This window comes from Rhizobium sp. TBD182, assembly GCF_001950375.1.
In the GTDB taxonomy this organism is placed as follows: Bacteria; Pseudomonadota; Alphaproteobacteria; order Rhizobiales; family Rhizobiaceae; genus Agrobacterium; species Agrobacterium tumefaciens.
In genome coordinates this window covers 1,732,822-1,749,130 of record NZ_BDLN01000001.1, presented here as the reverse complement: position 1 = coordinate 1,749,130, position 16,309 = coordinate 1,732,822, and the positions used below count along the sequence as shown (strand labels likewise).

Below are 16,309 nucleotides of genomic sequence, written 5' to 3'. Positions count from 1 at the left end.
CCGTCATCGCCCGGCTGGAGCCGGGCGTCGTCTTCAGGATCGGTGAATGCAACGGCGACTGGTGCCGCGCCGAGGCCGGTCAGGCCTCAGGCTGGGTGTCGCAGGGTGAAATCTGGGGTGCTTATCCCGGCGAGGCCTTTAAATAAGGCCGTTTTTCTCGCCCAGCGCCTTGAGCGATGACATCGGACGCGGCCCGACCTGCTGAATGACGGCGGCAGCAGCAAGGCAGCCGAGTTTGCCGCAATCTTCCAGAGACCGATCCTGCGTGTAACCGAACAGGAAGCCGGCGGCGAAAAGATCGCCGGCGCCTGTTGTGTCGACCACGTCATACACTGGATAGGCTTCTACCTTCACGCGTTCCGTGCCGCGCAGGATAACGGCGCCTTCTTCGCTCATCGTTACCGCTGCGATCTTGCAATCGGCAGCGATTTTCGTCAGCGCCAGCTCGAAATCGTCGGTTTCATAGAGCGAGAGAGCTTCCTGCTTGTTGGCGAAAACGATGTCCACGGTGCCGGAACGCATCAGGTCGAGAAATTCTTCGCGGTATCGGCCTACGCAGAAACTGTCTGAAAGCGTCATGGAGACTTCACGGCCGTTCTCATGCGCAATGCGGGCGCAATCGCGAATGGCATCCTTGGCGCGCGGCGGATCCCACAGGTAACCTTCGAAATAGGTGACCTTCGTGTTCGCCACGACGTCTTCTTCTACATCTTCCGGACCGAGATCGACGCAGGCGCCGAGATAGGTGTTCATCGAGCGCTCACCGTCTTCCGTGACGAAGATCATCGAGCGGGCAGTCGGCGGAAACGTGCCTTCCGGCTTCGTTTCGAAATAGACGCCCTGCGCGCGGATATCGTGCTGGAAGATTTCGCCGAGCTGATCTTCGGCCACCTTGCCGAAATAAGCCGCCCTGCCACCGAAATTCGCCACGCCCGCCGCCGTGTTGCCCGCACTTCCGCCGGAGGCCTCGAGAGCGGGTCCCATCAGCGAATAAAGCAGTTCGGCCCGCTCCGCGTCGATGAGGTTCATCGCGCCCTTGGTGATGGCGTTATCATTGAGGAAGCGATCATCACAACGGGAAATGATGTCGACGATGGCATTGCCGACAGTCAGTACGTCGGATTTCGTCATAGGCCCTATCCGGTTTGCAGGGTGCACATTTTTGAACGGTCTTAAACAATTCTGGCGGCAAGAAAAGCCCAAAGGGGAAATATGCGGTTCTCCACCAGAGACAGAAACGCGTCATGTGCCTGTAATGTGGTTAAGCTATCACTCCGATCAGAGCAAACGGTGCGTGAATACGGACCAGAATAGAAGACATGAGGTCTTCTGGCTCACCCGTTATCTCCGTCACGGATGTACTGACGGCGTATAACGGATATGACAAAAGGCGGGGGAAACCCCGCTTTTTCTTTTGGTCCACCTTTGGTGCGCCCCTTTCTAGAGTGCCGCAAGCGGGTTTTCATTATAGACGGTACTCGAAAGACCGACCGCAGCGCCACTTGATCCAGTGACCGGTTTTGAGGGGCTTTCTGCAAAAATACCTGACGGAGCTACGTCGCGTATTGAATGAAACATCCGGGTGCAGCGTTTTCGCGATTCCATTCCCTTGGAAAAGGCTCTAAAGCGGAGTATCTCCCGCAAAAGCCGCGAAAGCTCTCCCTCCATGTCTGCCGTTGCCGCGAACGTCGCTCCGATTTTCATTCTTATCCTGATCGGCTGGCTCACCGTCAAGGCCGGCTTGTTCAGGGCTGATGCCGGTGAGATTCTCAGCGATTTTGTATTCAAGATCGCCGTGCCGACTTTGATCTTCCGCACTCTTGCGGAGGCGAATTTTCATGGCGCATCGCCCTTCCGGCTGTGGCTGACCTATTTCGCCGGCGTGGCCGTAACCTGGACGGTTGGGCATATCGTCACGCGGTACATCTTCAAGCAGGATAGTCGCATCGCCGTCATAGCCGGCATATCCTCGGCCTTTGCCAACAATATCTTCATCGGCCTGCCGCTCGTCGGGCGGTCCATCGGGGATGAGGGGCTGGTCGCCCTCTCCATTCTGCTGGCCATCCATCTGCCGGTCATGATGATTGCCGGTACCATCCTGATGGAGAACGCCACGCATAAGGCGGTGGGCGGCGAAAAGCGCAGCATGGCTTCTGTCTTCAGGCAGGTCGGCCGCAACCTCATCACAAATCCGCTGGTGATCGGACTTTTCATCGGGCTTTCGACCAATGTTTCAGGCGTGACGCTCACGCCCATCCTCAAGACCGTGGTTGATCAGATCGCGTCCATGGCGGGACCGGCAGCGCTCATCTCGCTCGGCATGGCGCTGACGAAATACACCATTCGCGGTAATCTGGGGATTGCTGTCACCATGACGGTTTTCAAACTGCTGCTTCTGCCCGCCTGCGTGTGGGCCATGGGCCATGCTCTCGGTCTCAGCCGGGAATGGACAGCTGCCCTCGTGCTCACCTCGTCGGTGCCGACAGGGGTGAATGCATGGCTGATCGCCAACCGCTTCGGCATCGGCCACAGCGTTGCGGCCTCCACCATCAGCATTTCCACGGCGACCGGTGTTCTCTCCGTGTCGCTGTGGGCATGGCTGTTGAGCTGATGATGCTCGAATTGCTTACTTCTGGGCGCTCAGGATCTTGAAGCGCGCGTTGCGGCATACCTCGGCGCTGGTGCGGAATTCCGCCGCCAGCACCGGCTCATAGGGCATGCCGCGATTGGCGACCAGCAGCAGCTTTCCACCGTTGCGAAGCGCGCCGGCAGCCGTCTTGATAAAGGCCTGACCGAGAGCGGGTTCTGCCGCCTGTCCTGCCGCGTGGAAAGGCGGGTTCATGATGATGAGGTCGTATTTTTCTTTCGGCGGCTCGTTTGCAAGGTCCTGCCAGAAGAAGCGCGCCGTCAGTCGCGGATTGTTTTCAAGAAGATTGGTCTTGGCGAATTCGAGCGCGTTCCAGTCCGCTTCGAAAAGATCGATACGCGCCGTGCGCGGCGATTTTTCCGCCAGCATGACCGAGAGATAACCCCAGCCTGCGCCGAAATCGGCGGCGTTGCCGTCAAAGTCGGTCGGCAGGCGCGAGGCGAGCAGCTCCGAGCCATCGTCCACGCGGTCATGCGAGAACATCCCGGGCATGGCGGTGAAACGGCCAGCAACCGTAACGGAATGTTGCGCGAGTTTCGACACGGCAGATGCAACGTCTTCCGGCCGTTTGAACCAGAGGGCGACGCCGTGGTACTTCGGCGTCGATTCCGCCTCGATGCCAAGCTTTGCCAGCGTCTTGCGCAGCGTCAGAATGCCGTCTTCTTTCGATCCCGCCGCCACGATCAACCCACCCGCCTTGACGCGAGAGAGCGCTTCAGCGACGCGGTTTTCGTTCTCGCCGCGATGTTTGCCGCAAAGCAGCAACGCCGCATCGTAGTCCTCGCCGGAAATATCCGGCGTGACCTCTGCGTTCTGCGCCTGAAGAGCCCGGTAAAGCGGTCGAAAATTCTGAACCGAGACGATGTCAGCGTTAAAACCGTCTAGCCGCGGGCCGGCTTCCGCTCCCAGAAACAGAACGCGCTCGCCCTCTTTCGGCAAGTCGAGCATCTCTGCGGCAAAGGGATGGAAAAGGGTTTTAACAGCATCACGGCTCATTGGAGCGTCCTCAAGATGGAATAGAAAAAAGGCGCGGGCAAAACCCGCGCCTCGATAGGGTCTGGCGAGGCTGCCTTACTCGGCAGCGGCTTCGCCATCTTCCTTCTTCTTGTCTGCGGCAACTTCCTTGCCGGTTGCCTGGTCGACAACCTTCATGGACAGGCGAACCTTGCCACGCTCGTCGAAGCCCATCAGCTTGACCCAGACCTTGTCGCCTTCCTTGACGACGTCGGAGGTCTTGGCGACACGCTCGGAAGCGAGCTGCGAGATGTGAACGAGGCCGTCGCGGGCGCCGAAGAAGTTGACGAAAGCGCCGAAGTCAGCGGTCTTGACGACCGTACCTTCGTAGATCTGGCCGACTTCCGGTTCTGCAACGATCGAATGGATCCACTTGCGGGCCGCTTCGATTTCCTTGCCGGAAGCAGAAGCGATCTTGACGGTGCCGTCGTCTTCGATGTTGATCTTGGCGCCGGTCTTTTCGACGATTTCGCGGATGACCTTGCCGCCCGAACCGATGACTTCACGGATCTTGTCGACCGGAATGTTCATCACTTCGATGCGCGGTGCGAATTCGCCAAGCTGGCCGCGGCTCTCGGTGATGGCATTCGCCATTTCGCCGAGGATGTGCTTGCGGCCACCCTGTGCCTGCTCCAGAGCGATCTTCATGATCTCTTCGGTGATACCGGCGATCTTGATGTCCATCTGCAGCGAGGTGATGCCGTCGGCAGTACCTGCAACCTTGAAGTCCATATCGCCGAGGTGATCTTCGTCACCCAGGATGTCGGAGAGAACCGCAAAGCGCTCGCCTTCGAGGATAAGGCCCATGGCGATACCGGCAACTGGCTTGGCCAACGGTACGCCAGCGTCCATCAGTGCAAGCGAGGTGCCGCAAACCGTTGCCATCGACGAAGAGCCGTTGGACTCGGTGATTTCGGAAACGACGCGCAGCGTGTAGGGGAACTGTTCCGCAGTCGGCAGCATCGGACGGATAGCGCGCCATGCGAGCTTGCCGTGACCGATTTCGCGACGGCCCGGGGAGCCCATACGGCCCGTTTCACCGACCGAGTAGGGCGGGAAGTTGTAATGCAGAAGGAAACGTTCCTTGTACATGCCGGTCAGGCTGTCGACATACTGTTCGTCTTCGCCGGTGCCGAGCGTCGCAACAACGATCGCTTGGGTTTCACCACGGGTGAACAGCGCCGAGCCGTGCGTACGCGGCAGGATGCCAACTTCCGAAACGATCGGACGAACGGTCGACAGGTCGCGGCCATCGATGCGGCTCTTGGTGTCGAGAACGTTCCAGCGAACGATCTTCGCCTGAAGGTGCTTGAAGACAGCGCCGATTTCTTCAGGGCTATACTTCGCTTCGCCTTCTTCCGGCAGGAAGTGAGCCTTGACCTTCGCCTTTACGGCGTCGACGGCGGCGTAACGGGCAGCCTTTTCGGTGATCTTGTAGGCGGTGCGCAGTTCGGTTTCGGCAAGGCCGAGCATTTCGTTTTCGAGCGCGGAGAAATCTTCCGGTTCGAACTCGCGCGGTTCCTTGGCGGCAACTTCAGCGAGCTTGATGATCGCGTCGATAACCGGCTGGAAGCCGCGATGGCCGAACATGACGGCGCCGAGCATGACGTCTTCGTTGAGTTCCTTGGCTTCCGACTCCACCATCAGGACGGCGTCCTGCGTGCCGGCAACAACCAGATCCAGAACCGATTCATCCATCTCATCAAGATGCGGGTTCAGAACATATTCGCCGTTGATGTAACCAACGCGCGCGCCGCCGACCGGGCCCATGAAAGGAATGCCAGACAGTGTGAGCGCAGCGGATGCGGCAACCATCGACAGAACGTCCGGGTCATTTTCGAGGTCGTGCTGAATGACCGTTACGACAACCTGCGTGTCGTTCTTGTAGCCTTCAGGAAACAGCGGGCGGATCGGACGGTCGATCAGGCGGGAAACCAGCGTTTCCTTTTCCGACGGACGGCCTTCGCGCTTGAAATAGCCGCCGGGGATCTTGCCGGCTGCGTAGGTCTTTTCCTGGTAGTTCACGGTGAGCGGGAAGAAGTCCTGTCCCGGCTTCGGAGACTTTGCGGAAACCACCGTCGCAAGAACCATCGTCTCGCCGTAGGTTGCGATGACGGCGCCGTCAGCCTGACGGGCAACCTTGCCTGTCTCGAGCTTCAGCGGGCGGCCAGCCCATTCGATTTCCACGGAGTGTTTATTGAACATATCTTGTCCTTGTTTGTGTATGCCCGCCTTGCGAGGGGGCAACGAACGACGCAATCACGGGCAAGACAGCCGGAGGCTTTTCAAGGTGCAAGCATCCGGCAATCCTGCCCCATGACAGGTCTGCGGTTGAAAAGGCTGCACCGGCCCATCCGGGGCTGCCTTATCGTCCGGGGGCCACATCTATGGCGAACGCCCGGAAATTGAAGATGACCTTCAAAAGGCCAGATATAAAAACCGGCGGGTATCGTTGCGAAACCCGCCGGATAAGGTTTTAGCGGCGAATGCCGAGAGCACCGATCAGCTTGCTGTAACGGGCTTCGTCCTTCTTCTTCAGATAGTCGAGAAGCGAACGGCGGCTCGAAACCAGCGTCAGAAGGCCACGACGGGAGTGGTTGTCCTTCTTGTGGTCCTTGAAGTGACCGGTCAGGTTGTTGATCCGCTCGGTCAGAATAGCGACCTGAACTTCCGGAGAACCGGTGTCGCCTTCGTTCGTTGCATATTCCTTGATGAGGGCGGCTTTGCGCTCTGCAGTAATCGACATCGGACGATCCTTTCTATTTTAAGGAAAAATGGGACGCCTAGAGCCGGGATGTCGTCCAGCTCTGGCCATTCGGCAGCATAGGCAAAGCCCAAGCTGGCGCTGCCTATAAACTATTCCGGGTACAATTGAAAGAGGCGATTGACGCCGCCCCTCAAGGCTCGTCTCAACCGAAAACGCGCTTCGGCCGGAATTCGCCCTCGCCGATCTCGCCGATGGCAATGAGCTTGCCATGCGCAGTGGCATAGGCCTCCGGGTGATTGGCCGGCGCATCACGCCCGCGCAGCAGGATCGGGTTGCCCATCTTCAGCCGGTGTGCCTGATCATCATTGATGATGAGGTGGGGAAGGGATGAAAGCGCTTCCGCCGTGTCGATCAGAAAAGCATCGAGCGCTTCAAGCCGCTCGTCGCGGTCTTCGATGGCTTCGAGCGCCGTCAAGGTTTCGAGCGGTACCATCATGTCCTCGCCGAATGGCGCGACCATTGTACGGCGCAATTGCGAAATATGACCGAAACAGCCGAGATCCCGGCCCATGTCGCGCGCAAGCGCCCGCACATAGGTACCCTTGCCGCATTCCACTTCGAAATGCGCTGTGCTGGCGTCGGGGCAGGCGAGCAGCGTCAGGCGGTGAATTTCCACCTCGCGCGCGGGAATCTCCACCGTTTCGCCTTCACGCGCCAGATCATAGGCCCGCTCACCGGCAATCTTGATGGCGGAAAACTGCGGCGGCGTCTGCATGATCACGCCGGTATAATTGGGCAGAATATCGCGGATCGCCTGTTCGTCCGGGCGCTGGTCGGAGGAGTTGACTACCTCGCCTTCCAGATCGTCGGTTGCGCGTTCTTCACCCCAGGTGACGGTAAACTCGTAGATTTTCCGGCCGTCCATGACGTAAGGAACGGTCTTTGTGGCGTCACCGAGTGCAATCGGCAACATGCCGGACGCCAAGGGGTCGAGCGTTCCGGCGTGACCTGCCTTCTGGGCGTTGAACAGCCATTTGATCTTGGAAACGGCTTCGGTTGAGCCGAAATCGAGCGGCTTGTCGAGAATGAGCCAGCCCGAAATCGGGCGGCCCTTGGGTTTGCGGTTCTGCTGTTTGCGTGGTTTGGACATGCTTCAGTTCTGTTCGTCGTCTTTTTCGTTCGAAGGTCCCAGATCGCGCTGCACCTCCGGTGACCGCAGGAGTGCGTCGATCTTCTGGTAGTTGTCGAAACTCGTATCGTCGCGGAAACGCAGTTCCGGCATGTACTTCATCTGCCGCAGCTGCGGGCCGAGGCGGCCGCGCATGAACTTGGCATGGCGGTTGAGCGCCGTGATGATGTCGGTATGATCCGCAACGCCAAGCGGCGTCACGTAAGCGGTCGCGATCTTGAGATCGGGTGACATGCGCACTTCCGAGATGGAAATGACGGTGCCTTCGATCAGATCGTCGCGGACTTCACCGCGCTGGAGAATTTGGGTCAGGGCGGCGCGCACCTGTTCGCCAACACGCAGCATGCGTTGCGAAGGGGCCGATGATGTTGCTTTTGCCATGGGTAATGCCTCAAACGGAGCGAGCGCCGGTGAAGCCGGCGCCCGACAGAAAAGTCCTGTTTTGCGGCGAGACGCTTAGAGCGTTCTCGTGATGTGTTCGACGCGGAAGCACTCGATGGTGTCGCCGGCGCGAATGTCTTCGTAATTCTCGAAGGCCATACCGCACTCCTGACCAACAGGCACTTCGTTGACTTCGTCCTTGAAGCGCTTGAGGGTCTTGAGCTTGCCTTCGTGGATAACGACGTTGTCGCGCACCAGACGCACACCCGCACCACGTTCCACCTTGCCCTCGACGACGCGGCAACCCGCGACCTTACCGACCTTGGTGATGTTGAACACCTCGAGAATTTCGGCATTGCCGAGGAAGGTCTCGCGACGTTCCGGCGAAAGCAGACCCGACATCGCCGCCTTCACGTCATCCACCAGATCGTAGATGATGTTGTAGTAGCGGATTTCGATACCGGCGCGTTCGGACGCCGTACGCGCCTGTGCGTTGGCGCGAACGTTGAAGCCGATGATCGCGGCGTTCGATGCCTCGGCAAGCGAGATATCCGATTCCGTGATGGCACCAGCACCAGAGTGAACGACACGAGCGCGGACTTCGTCTGTGCCGAGCTTGTCGAGCGAAGCGATAATGGCTTCGACCGAACCTTGCACGTCCGCCTTGATGACCAGCGGGAATTCCTTCAATCCCGAAGTCTGCAACTGGCTCATCATCTGTTCCAGCGAGCCGCGCTGACCGGTCTGACGGGCAACAGCCTTGTCGCGAGCCAGACGCTGGCGGTATTCGGAGATCTCGCGAGCACGACCTTCGTTTTCGACAACCGCAAAACGGTCACCGGCCGACGGCGTACCGGAAAGGCCGAGGATTTCGACCGGCATGGCCGGACCGGCTTCCTTCACGTGGTCGCCCTTGTCGTTGACGAGCGCGCGCACACGGCCCCACTGATCGCCGGCAACGATGATCTGGCCGGGCTTCAGTGTACCCTTCTGCACGAGAACGGTCGCGACGGCACCACGTCCACGGTCCAGCTCGGCTTCGATGACCGTGCCTTCCGCAGTGCGGCTTGGATCCGCCTTGAGATCGAGGATTTCCGCCTGAAGCAGGATCGCTTCGAGCAGCTTGTCGAGGTTGAGCTTGTTCTTGGCCGACACTTCGACATCAAGAACTTCACCACCCATCGATTCCACGAACACTTCGTGCTGCAGCAGCTGCTGGCGAACCTTTTCAGGGTTTGCCTCGTGCTTGTCGATCTTGTTGATCGCAACGACGATCGGAACACCGGCCGCCTTCGCATGGTTAATCGACTCGATCGTCTGCGGCATCACGCTGTCGTCGGCTGCGACAACCAGCACGGCGATGTCGGTTGCCTGCGCACCACGGGCACGCATTGCCGTAAAGGCGGCGTGGCCGGGGGTGTCGATGAAGGTGATCTTCTGACCGTTCTTTTCGACCTGATAGGCGCCGATATGCTGGGTGATACCACCGGCCTCGCCAGCAACGACATTCGCCTGACGGATAGCGTCGAGCAGCGAGGTCTTGCCGTGGTCGACGTGGCCCATGATGGTCACGACCGGCGGACGGGAAACCATCTCGCCTTCATCGTCAGCCTTGTTGAAGAGACCCTCTTCAACGTCGGATTCGGAAACGCGCTTGACCGTATGGCCGAATTCGACCGCGATCAGTTCCGCCAGATCGGCGTCGATCACGTCGCCCGGCTTCAGCATCTGGCCTTCCTTCATCAGGAACTTGATGACGTCAACGGCGCGCTCGGACATACGCTGCGACAGTTCCTGAATGGTGATGGTTTCCGGCAGGATGACTTCGCGCAGAACCTTTTCGCGGGTTTCCTGCATCTGGCTGCGACGGAATTTCTCCTGGCGGCGGCGCATGGATGCCATGGAGCGGCCACGCGGCGTACCATCTTCTTCCAGATTGGCGGCGGTCACGGTCAGCTTGCCACGACGGCGCTCTTCTTCGGTCTTCAGGCGGGCTGCAGGCTTGGCCGGAACCGGAGCCACGACCTTGCCACGAGCCGGAAGGCTGCTGCCGCGACGGACTGCGCCGCGATCGTCCTCGTCGTCGCCACCGGTGCGGCGTCCGCGGGGAGCGGCGGCGTCGGGCGTGGCGGGAGCGGAACGGGGAGCAACAGGCTGGGGACGGGCGTCAGCGCGTGGCGCCGGCGCAGCGGCCGCAGCCGGCTTTTCGCCGGACAGATCGGATTTCGCTTCCGTAACAGGCTGGCTCGCAGCGATCTTTGCCGCAGCAGCCTCTTCGGCAGCGCGGTTTTCGGCTTCGATCTTTTCAGCGGCGATGCGTTGTTCTTCTTCCACCTTGCGGCGGGCTTCGTCTTCGGCGCGCTGCTTGGCTTCGATAACATCGCGAGCCTGCGCTTCTATCAGCGCACGGCGGCGGGCTTCCATCTCGCCTGCGGACAGGTCGTGCAGAACGTTGCCGCGCGGACGGTCAGGCTGGCGCTGCTGCGGTGCGGACGAGCCGGGGCGCTGCTGCGAATGGGAAGAACCCGGACGCTGCTGTTGGTTGCTCGGCTGTTGAATGCGTTGCTGTGGGGCCTGCGGACGCGGTGCCGAAGGGGCAGGCGCTGCCGGCTTCGGCGCCGGAGCTGCCGCCACGACAGGCTGAACCGGCTTCTCGTCTTCGGGACGCAGGGGGCGGCGCTTGCGTGTTTCCACGACAACCGCGTTGGTGCGACCTCGACCCATGTCCTGCCGCACGGTGCCCTGATTCATCCCGCCCGGTTTCAGGGTAAGAGTCTTCTTGGCCGGCGCATTGAGTGTCTTGTCGTCGTTGTTGTCGGTCATTCCGTTCCCGTTCCTACGGACGAGAACCGGATGACATCCATCAGGTCTCGTCGTTCAATTGCTGCATCGGAACGCGGCGGCCGTTCATGTTTGGCAACCGCGTCATTGTACTGTCCGGGCAGCGTCGCGTTCCGCCTCAGGCTGACCGCCAAGGCGGTACTGCTTAAGCATCTTTGCGCGCTTCACTACACCCTCACCCGCCTGCCCCGCAAGCGCGCAAGCATGGATAAAAGCATTCTGGCCCATCAACTCGTCCATTTCGGCTTCGCTAAAGAGCCGGAAGGACGGAATTTCATTGCCGGCATCGCTGCCGAGCTCCCAGGCCTTGCGGGCCTGGTCCAGTTTTCGCACGCCGTCTGCCGCGGCATCGGTTGCGTGGAACACGGCAATCGCATTCCCCGAACGGACGGCGGCATCGACTTTCGTCGCGCCGCTGATGAACTGACCCGCCTTGCGCGCCATGTTCATCATTCCGGCAAGCTGCTGCGACATAAGCCGGTCGAGAAGAGCGAGAAGCTCCGGCCCGGCCTTGACGTCGCGTTTGAGCGCCCGTGCGAAGATCTTCTTCGCGATGGCTTTCTCTATCAGGGCGCGCTCCGGTTTTACCCAGCATCCGCGCCCCGGCAATTGGCGTTTCAGGTCCGGAACGACGTTGCCGTCCGGCCCTGCGACGAAGCGGATCAACTCGTCTGGAGATCCGCTCTGCCTTGTCACAATGCACATACGTCCATTGACGTTGCCTTCCAGCCGCCCGTCCTCATCGGTTTCGGGCAGCTCGTCCGGCTCATGCACCTGCGATGTCATTCCTGTCCGGCGGTATCCGCCTCCTCAGTAGCTTCCGCATCGACTTCTTCTTCGGAAGCCAGATCCTCGGCCGTGATCCAGCCTGCCAGAAGACGGGCCTGCACAACCATGTTCTCAGCTTCGACGCGCGATACGTCGAGCTTGGAGAAGATGCCTTCGAACTTCTTCGTCTCGCCGTCCTTGCGTTCGCTCCAGCCGACCAGATCGTCTGCGGCGCAACCGGCAAAGTCCTCGATGGTCTTGATACCGTCTTCACCAAGGGCGACCATCATCTGCGAGGTCAGGCCTTCGATCTGGCGCAGCTCGTCGGCAACGCCGAGTTCCTTGCGCTTGGCGTCCATTTCGGCTTCCAGGCGTTCCAGATATTCGCGGGCGCGGGTCTGGATTTCATCGGCGGTGTCATCATCGAAGCCGTCGATCGAGGAAATTTCGCCAAGATCGACATAGGCAAGTTCTTCAACCTGCGCGAAGCCTTCGGAAGCCAGAACCTGACCAACCATCTCGTCAACGTCGAGGGCGTCCATGAAGAGTGCCGTGCGCTCGTTGAATTCCTTCTGGCGACGCTCGGATTCTTCCTGCTCGGTCATGATGTCGATATCCCAGCCGGTCAGCTGCGATGCCAGACGTACGTTCTGGCCGCGGCGGCCGATGGCGAGCGAAAGCTGCTCGTCGGGAACCACAACTTCGATGCGCTCGGATTCTTCATCCAGAACGACCTTGGCCACTTCAGCGGGCTGCAGAGCGTTGACGATGAAGGATGCCGGCTCCTGGCTCCACGGAATAATGTCGATCTTTTCGCCCTGCAATTCGCCGACAACGGCCTGAACGCGCGAACCGCGCATACCGACGCAGGCGCCGACCGGATCGATCGACGAGTCGTTCGAAATGACGGCGATCTTGGCGCGCGAACCGGGGTCACGGGCAACCGACTTGATCTGGATGATGCCGTCGTAGATTTCAGGAACTTCCATGGTGAACAGCTTCACCATGAACTGCGGATGTGTACGCGACAGGAAAATCTGCGGGCCACGCTGCTCGCGGCGAACGTCGTAGACGTAAGCGCGTACACGGTCGCCATAACGCATGTTTTCCCGCGGAATCATCTCGTCGCGACGGATGATGCCTTCGCCACGGCCCAGATCAACGATGACATTGCCATATTCGACGCGCTTGACGGTGCCGTTGACGATTTCGCCGATGCGATCCTTGAACTCGTCATACTGACGGTCGCGTTCTGCTTCGCGCACCTTCTGAACGATGACCTGCTTGGCGGACTGTGCGGCGATACGGCCGAAATCCATCGGCGGCAGCGGATCGGCGATGAAATCGCCGAGCTTGGCGTCCGGGTTACGGTCGCGGGCAAGTTCGAGCGGAATCTGGGTCGAATAGTCTTCGGCCGTCTCTACCACTTCCAGAAGACGCTGCAGGCGGATTTCGCCGGTCTTGGAGTTGATGTCGGCGCGAATGTTGGTTTCCGAACCATAGCGCGAGCGGGCGGCTTTCTGGATAGCGTCGGCCATTGCGGCAAGCACGATTTCGCGGTCGATGACCTTTTCGCGCGCCACAGCATCGGCGATCTGCAGAAGCTCAAGCCGGTTAGCACTCACTGCCATTTTTTTGTCTCCGTAAGTCGCATAATTGCGGGGATCACCCGTTTTCCGGGCTTTTACGTTGGAATTAGTCTTCGTCTGCTTCGTTTTCGTCGTTCTGGTTTGCGGCGGCGGCCTTTGCCGCCTTGTCTGCCCGCAGCGCATCACGAATAAGGTCGTCCGTCAGAATGAGCTTCGCGTCGGAAAGCGCGCTGAACGGAATGGTGACTGTCGGTTCGTCGCCATAGGCGATCTGGTCGCGTTCCAGCTTGAAGCCGTCCGCATCCACCTCGACGATCTTGCCGCGAAACCGCTTGCGATTTTCGACCAGAATGGATGTTTCGGCCTTCACCAGATGGCCCTGCCAACGGGTGAAATCCGACTTGCGAACCATCGGCCGGTCGATGCCGGGCGAGGAAACTTCGAGATGATACGCCTTATCGACCGGATCTTCCACATCAAGAACCGGTGAAATCGCCATTGACACGGCTTCGCAGCCCTCGACGGTCATGGTGCCGTCTTCCCGCTCGGCCATCACCTGCAGGGTCTGCCGTTCTGGTTGGAGAGCCGCACGCGCACCAGAAGATATCCCATGCCCGTCAAAACAGGCTCGATGATTTCGGCGATGCGCTGGTCGATTCCCGTTTCGGTTATCAGTCGCGGTTCATGTACGGTGTCTGCCATCTGGCCTTCCGGTCTTTAGATTTTCACCGGGCGCTCAGCCCGTGGTTTCCGGTTCGCCTAACGAAAAAGAGCGGAGCCTTGCGGCCCCACTCTTCATCAAGCGATCAAGAATTTCAAAGGTCATATAGACCCATCAGGGCAGGATTGCAAGGTTTTCGCGGGCAGGGCGCTTCAGTCACGGCTTCGGCCACATTTTCACCGTCACCGTGTCGGAAAGGGTGGCATGATTTCCGGCACTGTCTATAGTTGCCGTTTGACAAATCGCAGTTGCATCAAGTGGACTGATCGTGCCTGACCGTAAATCGCCACTCGCGCCTTTAAGGCATTTGACTTACAGACGAATCTGGATCGCGAGCCTTGCCTCGAATTTCGGCGGTCTGATCCAGGCGGTTGGCGCCGCGTGGATGATGACCTCGCTGTCGAGTTCCGAAAACATGATCGCGCTGGTACAGGCCTCCACCTCGCTGCCGATCATGATGTTTTCGCTGATTTCAGGCGCACTGGCCGATAGTTTCGACCGCCGCCGCATCATGATTTCCGCTCAGATCCTGATGCTGACGGCTTCCGTGCTGCTGACGGTTTTTGCCTGGTCCGGCTGGCTCACTCCGTGGTTGCTGCTCTTCTTCACCTTCATGATCGGCTGTGGCACGGCGCTCAACAATCCGTCCTGGCAGGCGTCCGTCGGCGAAATGGTGCCGCGTGAGGATCTGCCCGCTGCCGTGACACTGAACAGCGTGGGCTTCAACATCACCCGCAGCGTCGGTCCTGCCATCGGCGGCATCATCGTCGCTGCCGCCGGCGCCGCGGCCGCGTTTTTCGTGAACGCGCTCAGCTATTTTGCCCTCATCTACGCGCTGGTTCGCTGGCAGCCGCCCAAATATGCCTCGACCTTGCCGCGCGAGCAGCTTCTTGCCGCCATATCGGCCGGGATGCGTTATGTGGCGATGTCGCCGAATATCGGCAAGGTTCTGGTGCGTGGCTTTCTCTTCGGCCTTTCCGCCAGCGCCATCCTGGCGCTGATGCCGATCGTTGCCCGCGATCTGGTCGAGGGTGGCCCGCTGACCTACGGCGTCATGCTCGGTGCGTTCGGTGTCGGCGCTATCGGCGGCGCACTCGTCAGCGCCAGACTTCGCGAGGTTTTGTCCAGCGAATGGATCGTGCGTGTCGCCTTTTTGGGCTTCGCCTTCAGTTCCGGCGTGACGGCGGTCAGCACGAACGCGATCGTAACCTCGCTTGTTTTGACTATTGCCGGTGCCTGCTGGGTTCTGGCGCTTTCCCTGTTCAATACCATCGTCCAGCTTTCTGCCCCGCGCTGGGTGGTGGGCCGGGCGCTGTCGCTTTACCAGACGCTGACCTTCGGCGGCATTGCCGTCGGCAGTTGGCTGTGGGGCGAGCTGGCGGAAGATTACGGTATTTCCTATTCCCTTCTCGGTTCGTGCGTGCTGATGCTGCTGGGCGTCGTCGTCGGCCTCAAACTCGCCATGCCCGCTTTTGCTTCACTCAATCTCGATCCGCTCAACCGTTTCGTCGAGCCGCCGCTAAGGCTCGATATCAAGCCGCGCAGCGGGCCGATTGCCATTCTCATAGACTATGAAATTCATGACGAGGATCTCGGCGAATTCCTGCCGTTGATGGCCGAGCGTCGCCGCATCCGTCTGCGCGATGGCGCGCGCAATTGGAACCTGATGCGTGATCTGGAAAATCCAGATATCTGGACGGAAAGCTACCATGTACTGACATGGGTGGAATATGTCCGCCACAACCACCGCCGCACCCAGGCGGATGCGGAAGCCTGGGACCGGCTGCTGGCCCTTCATCGCGGCAAGACACGGCCCCGCGTGCACCGGATGATCGAGCGGCAGACCATTTCGCCGACAGATGACATCTTCCACAAGCCGCATACGGACCAGCACTAAAGGGAGTTCGATCCCAGCCCTCTGGCTATTCCTGTCATCCCGCCGTTGCAGGATGCGTATATTGCCTCGAACGACAGGGGAACGATATGGAAGACCAGAAGGTTATTTCAAGGCGTGCGACACTTATGGATGCCGACGATGTCGCCGCAATTTTCCGTACGTCACGCAGGCATTTTCTTCCCTATTTACCAGACTTGCACAGTTTCGAGGAAGACAAGGACTATTTCAGCAATATCGTCTTCAAGGAAAATGAGGTCTGGGTTGCGGAGGAAGACGGCGTTCTCGTCGGCTTTTGCGCTTTTCGGAAAGAATGGCTGGATCATCTTTATTGTCTGCCCGCTCGCGTAGGCAGAAATCTGGGCGCGACCTTACTAGACAGGGCAAAGCAAGAGCAACAACTCCTTCAATTGTGGGTGTTCCAGCAAAATACACGCGCCACTAGCTTTTACGAGCGTCATGGGTTCCGCAAGGTGCGGGAAACGGATGGGTCCGCCTGCGAGGAAAAGTTGCCGGACGCACTCTATGAATGGCGCAGGCAAACCGCCTGACTGGAGC

13 protein-coding genes and 1 pseudogene are annotated in these 16,309 nt (G+C 59.6%); 4 read left to right on the top strand and 10 right to left on the bottom strand.

What is annotated here, in order from left to right:
* A partial coding sequence (locus T18_RS27625; RefSeq protein ID WP_323455213.1) for an SH3 domain-containing protein occupies positions 1–146 on the top strand: 146 nt, incomplete at its 5' end.
* Here the strand turns inward: T18_RS27625 and T18_RS08745 are convergent.
* On the bottom strand, positions 139–1,131 hold the full coding sequence (locus T18_RS08745; RefSeq protein WP_038489318.1) for an adenosine kinase: 993 nt from the start codon (positions 1,129–1,131) through the stop codon (positions 139–141). The genes T18_RS27625 and T18_RS08745 overlap by 8 nt on opposite strands.
* 535 nt (positions 1,132–1,666) lie before the next feature.
* On the opposite strand from T18_RS08745, the gene T18_RS08740 reads away from it, so the two are divergent.
* Positions 1,667–2,611, top strand: coding sequence for an AEC family transporter (locus T18_RS08740; protein ID WP_013635221.1), 945 nt, complete (start codon positions 1,667–1,669; stop codon positions 2,609–2,611).
* 15 nt (positions 2,612–2,626) lie between these two features.
* On the opposite strand, the gene T18_RS08735 is transcribed toward T18_RS08740, so the two are convergent.
* The 9 genes and pseudogenes from T18_RS08735 to rimP form a co-directional block, all read right to left on the bottom strand.
* On the bottom strand, positions 2,627–3,643 hold the full coding sequence (locus T18_RS08735; protein WP_038489321.1) for a class I SAM-dependent methyltransferase: 1,017 nt from the start codon (positions 3,641–3,643) through the stop codon (positions 2,627–2,629).
* A gap of 75 nt (positions 3,644–3,718) precedes the next feature.
* On the bottom strand, positions 3,719–5,866 hold the full coding sequence (pnp, locus tag T18_RS08730; protein ID WP_003514278.1) for a polyribonucleotide nucleotidyltransferase: 2,148 nt from the start codon (positions 5,864–5,866) through the stop codon (positions 3,719–3,721).
* 271 nt (positions 5,867–6,137) lie between these two features.
* A complete protein-coding gene (gene rpsO, locus T18_RS08725; RefSeq protein ID WP_003514294.1) occupies positions 6,138–6,407 on the bottom strand; it encodes a 30S ribosomal protein S15 in 270 nt (89 codons plus the stop codon).
* A 163-nt stretch (positions 6,408–6,570) separates the two neighbouring features.
* On the bottom strand, positions 6,571–7,518 hold the full coding sequence (truB, locus tag T18_RS08720) for a tRNA pseudouridine(55) synthase TruB (protein WP_038489324.1): 948 nt from the start codon (positions 7,516–7,518) through the stop codon (positions 6,571–6,573).
* Between the two features lie 3 nt (positions 7,519–7,521).
* Complete coding sequence (gene rbfA, locus T18_RS08715) at positions 7,522–7,938, bottom strand: 30S ribosome-binding factor RbfA (protein WP_003507167.1); 417 nt, start codon at positions 7,936–7,938, stop codon at positions 7,522–7,524.
* Positions 7,939–8,013: 75 nt separating this feature from the next.
* The gene (infB, locus tag T18_RS08710; RefSeq protein WP_003514296.1) at positions 8,014–10,761 is read right to left on the bottom strand and encodes a translation initiation factor IF-2; all 2,748 of its coding nucleotides are present in this window, start codon (positions 10,759–10,761) and stop codon (positions 8,014–8,016) included.
* Between the two features lie 102 nt (positions 10,762–10,863).
* On the bottom strand, positions 10,864–11,565 hold the full coding sequence (locus T18_RS08705) for an RNA-binding protein (RefSeq protein WP_003514297.1): 702 nt from the start codon (positions 11,563–11,565) through the stop codon (positions 10,864–10,866).
* A complete protein-coding gene (nusA, locus tag T18_RS08700) occupies positions 11,562–13,178 on the bottom strand; it encodes a transcription termination factor NusA (protein WP_025592018.1) in 1,617 nt (538 codons plus the stop codon). The genes T18_RS08705 and nusA overlap by 4 nt, the downstream gene beginning before the upstream one ends.
* A gap of 64 nt (positions 13,179–13,242) precedes the next feature.
* A pseudogene (gene rimP, locus T18_RS08695) lies at positions 13,243–13,838 on the bottom strand (ribosome maturation factor RimP).
* Positions 13,839–14,125: 287 nt separating this feature from the next.
* Between rimP and T18_RS08690 the strand changes: the two are divergent.
* Both T18_RS08690 and T18_RS08685 read left to right on the top strand, forming a co-directional pair.
* Positions 14,126–15,754 (top strand): MFS transporter, encoded by a 1,629-nt coding sequence (locus tag T18_RS08690; RefSeq protein ID WP_075807519.1) that lies wholly within the window; start codon positions 14,126–14,128, stop codon positions 15,752–15,754.
* 86 nt (positions 15,755–15,840) lie between these two features.
* On the top strand, positions 15,841–16,302 hold the full coding sequence (locus T18_RS08685) for a GNAT family N-acetyltransferase (protein ID WP_038489340.1): 462 nt from the start codon (positions 15,841–15,843) through the stop codon (positions 16,300–16,302).
* The last annotated feature ends 7 nt before the right edge of the window (positions 16,303–16,309 follow it).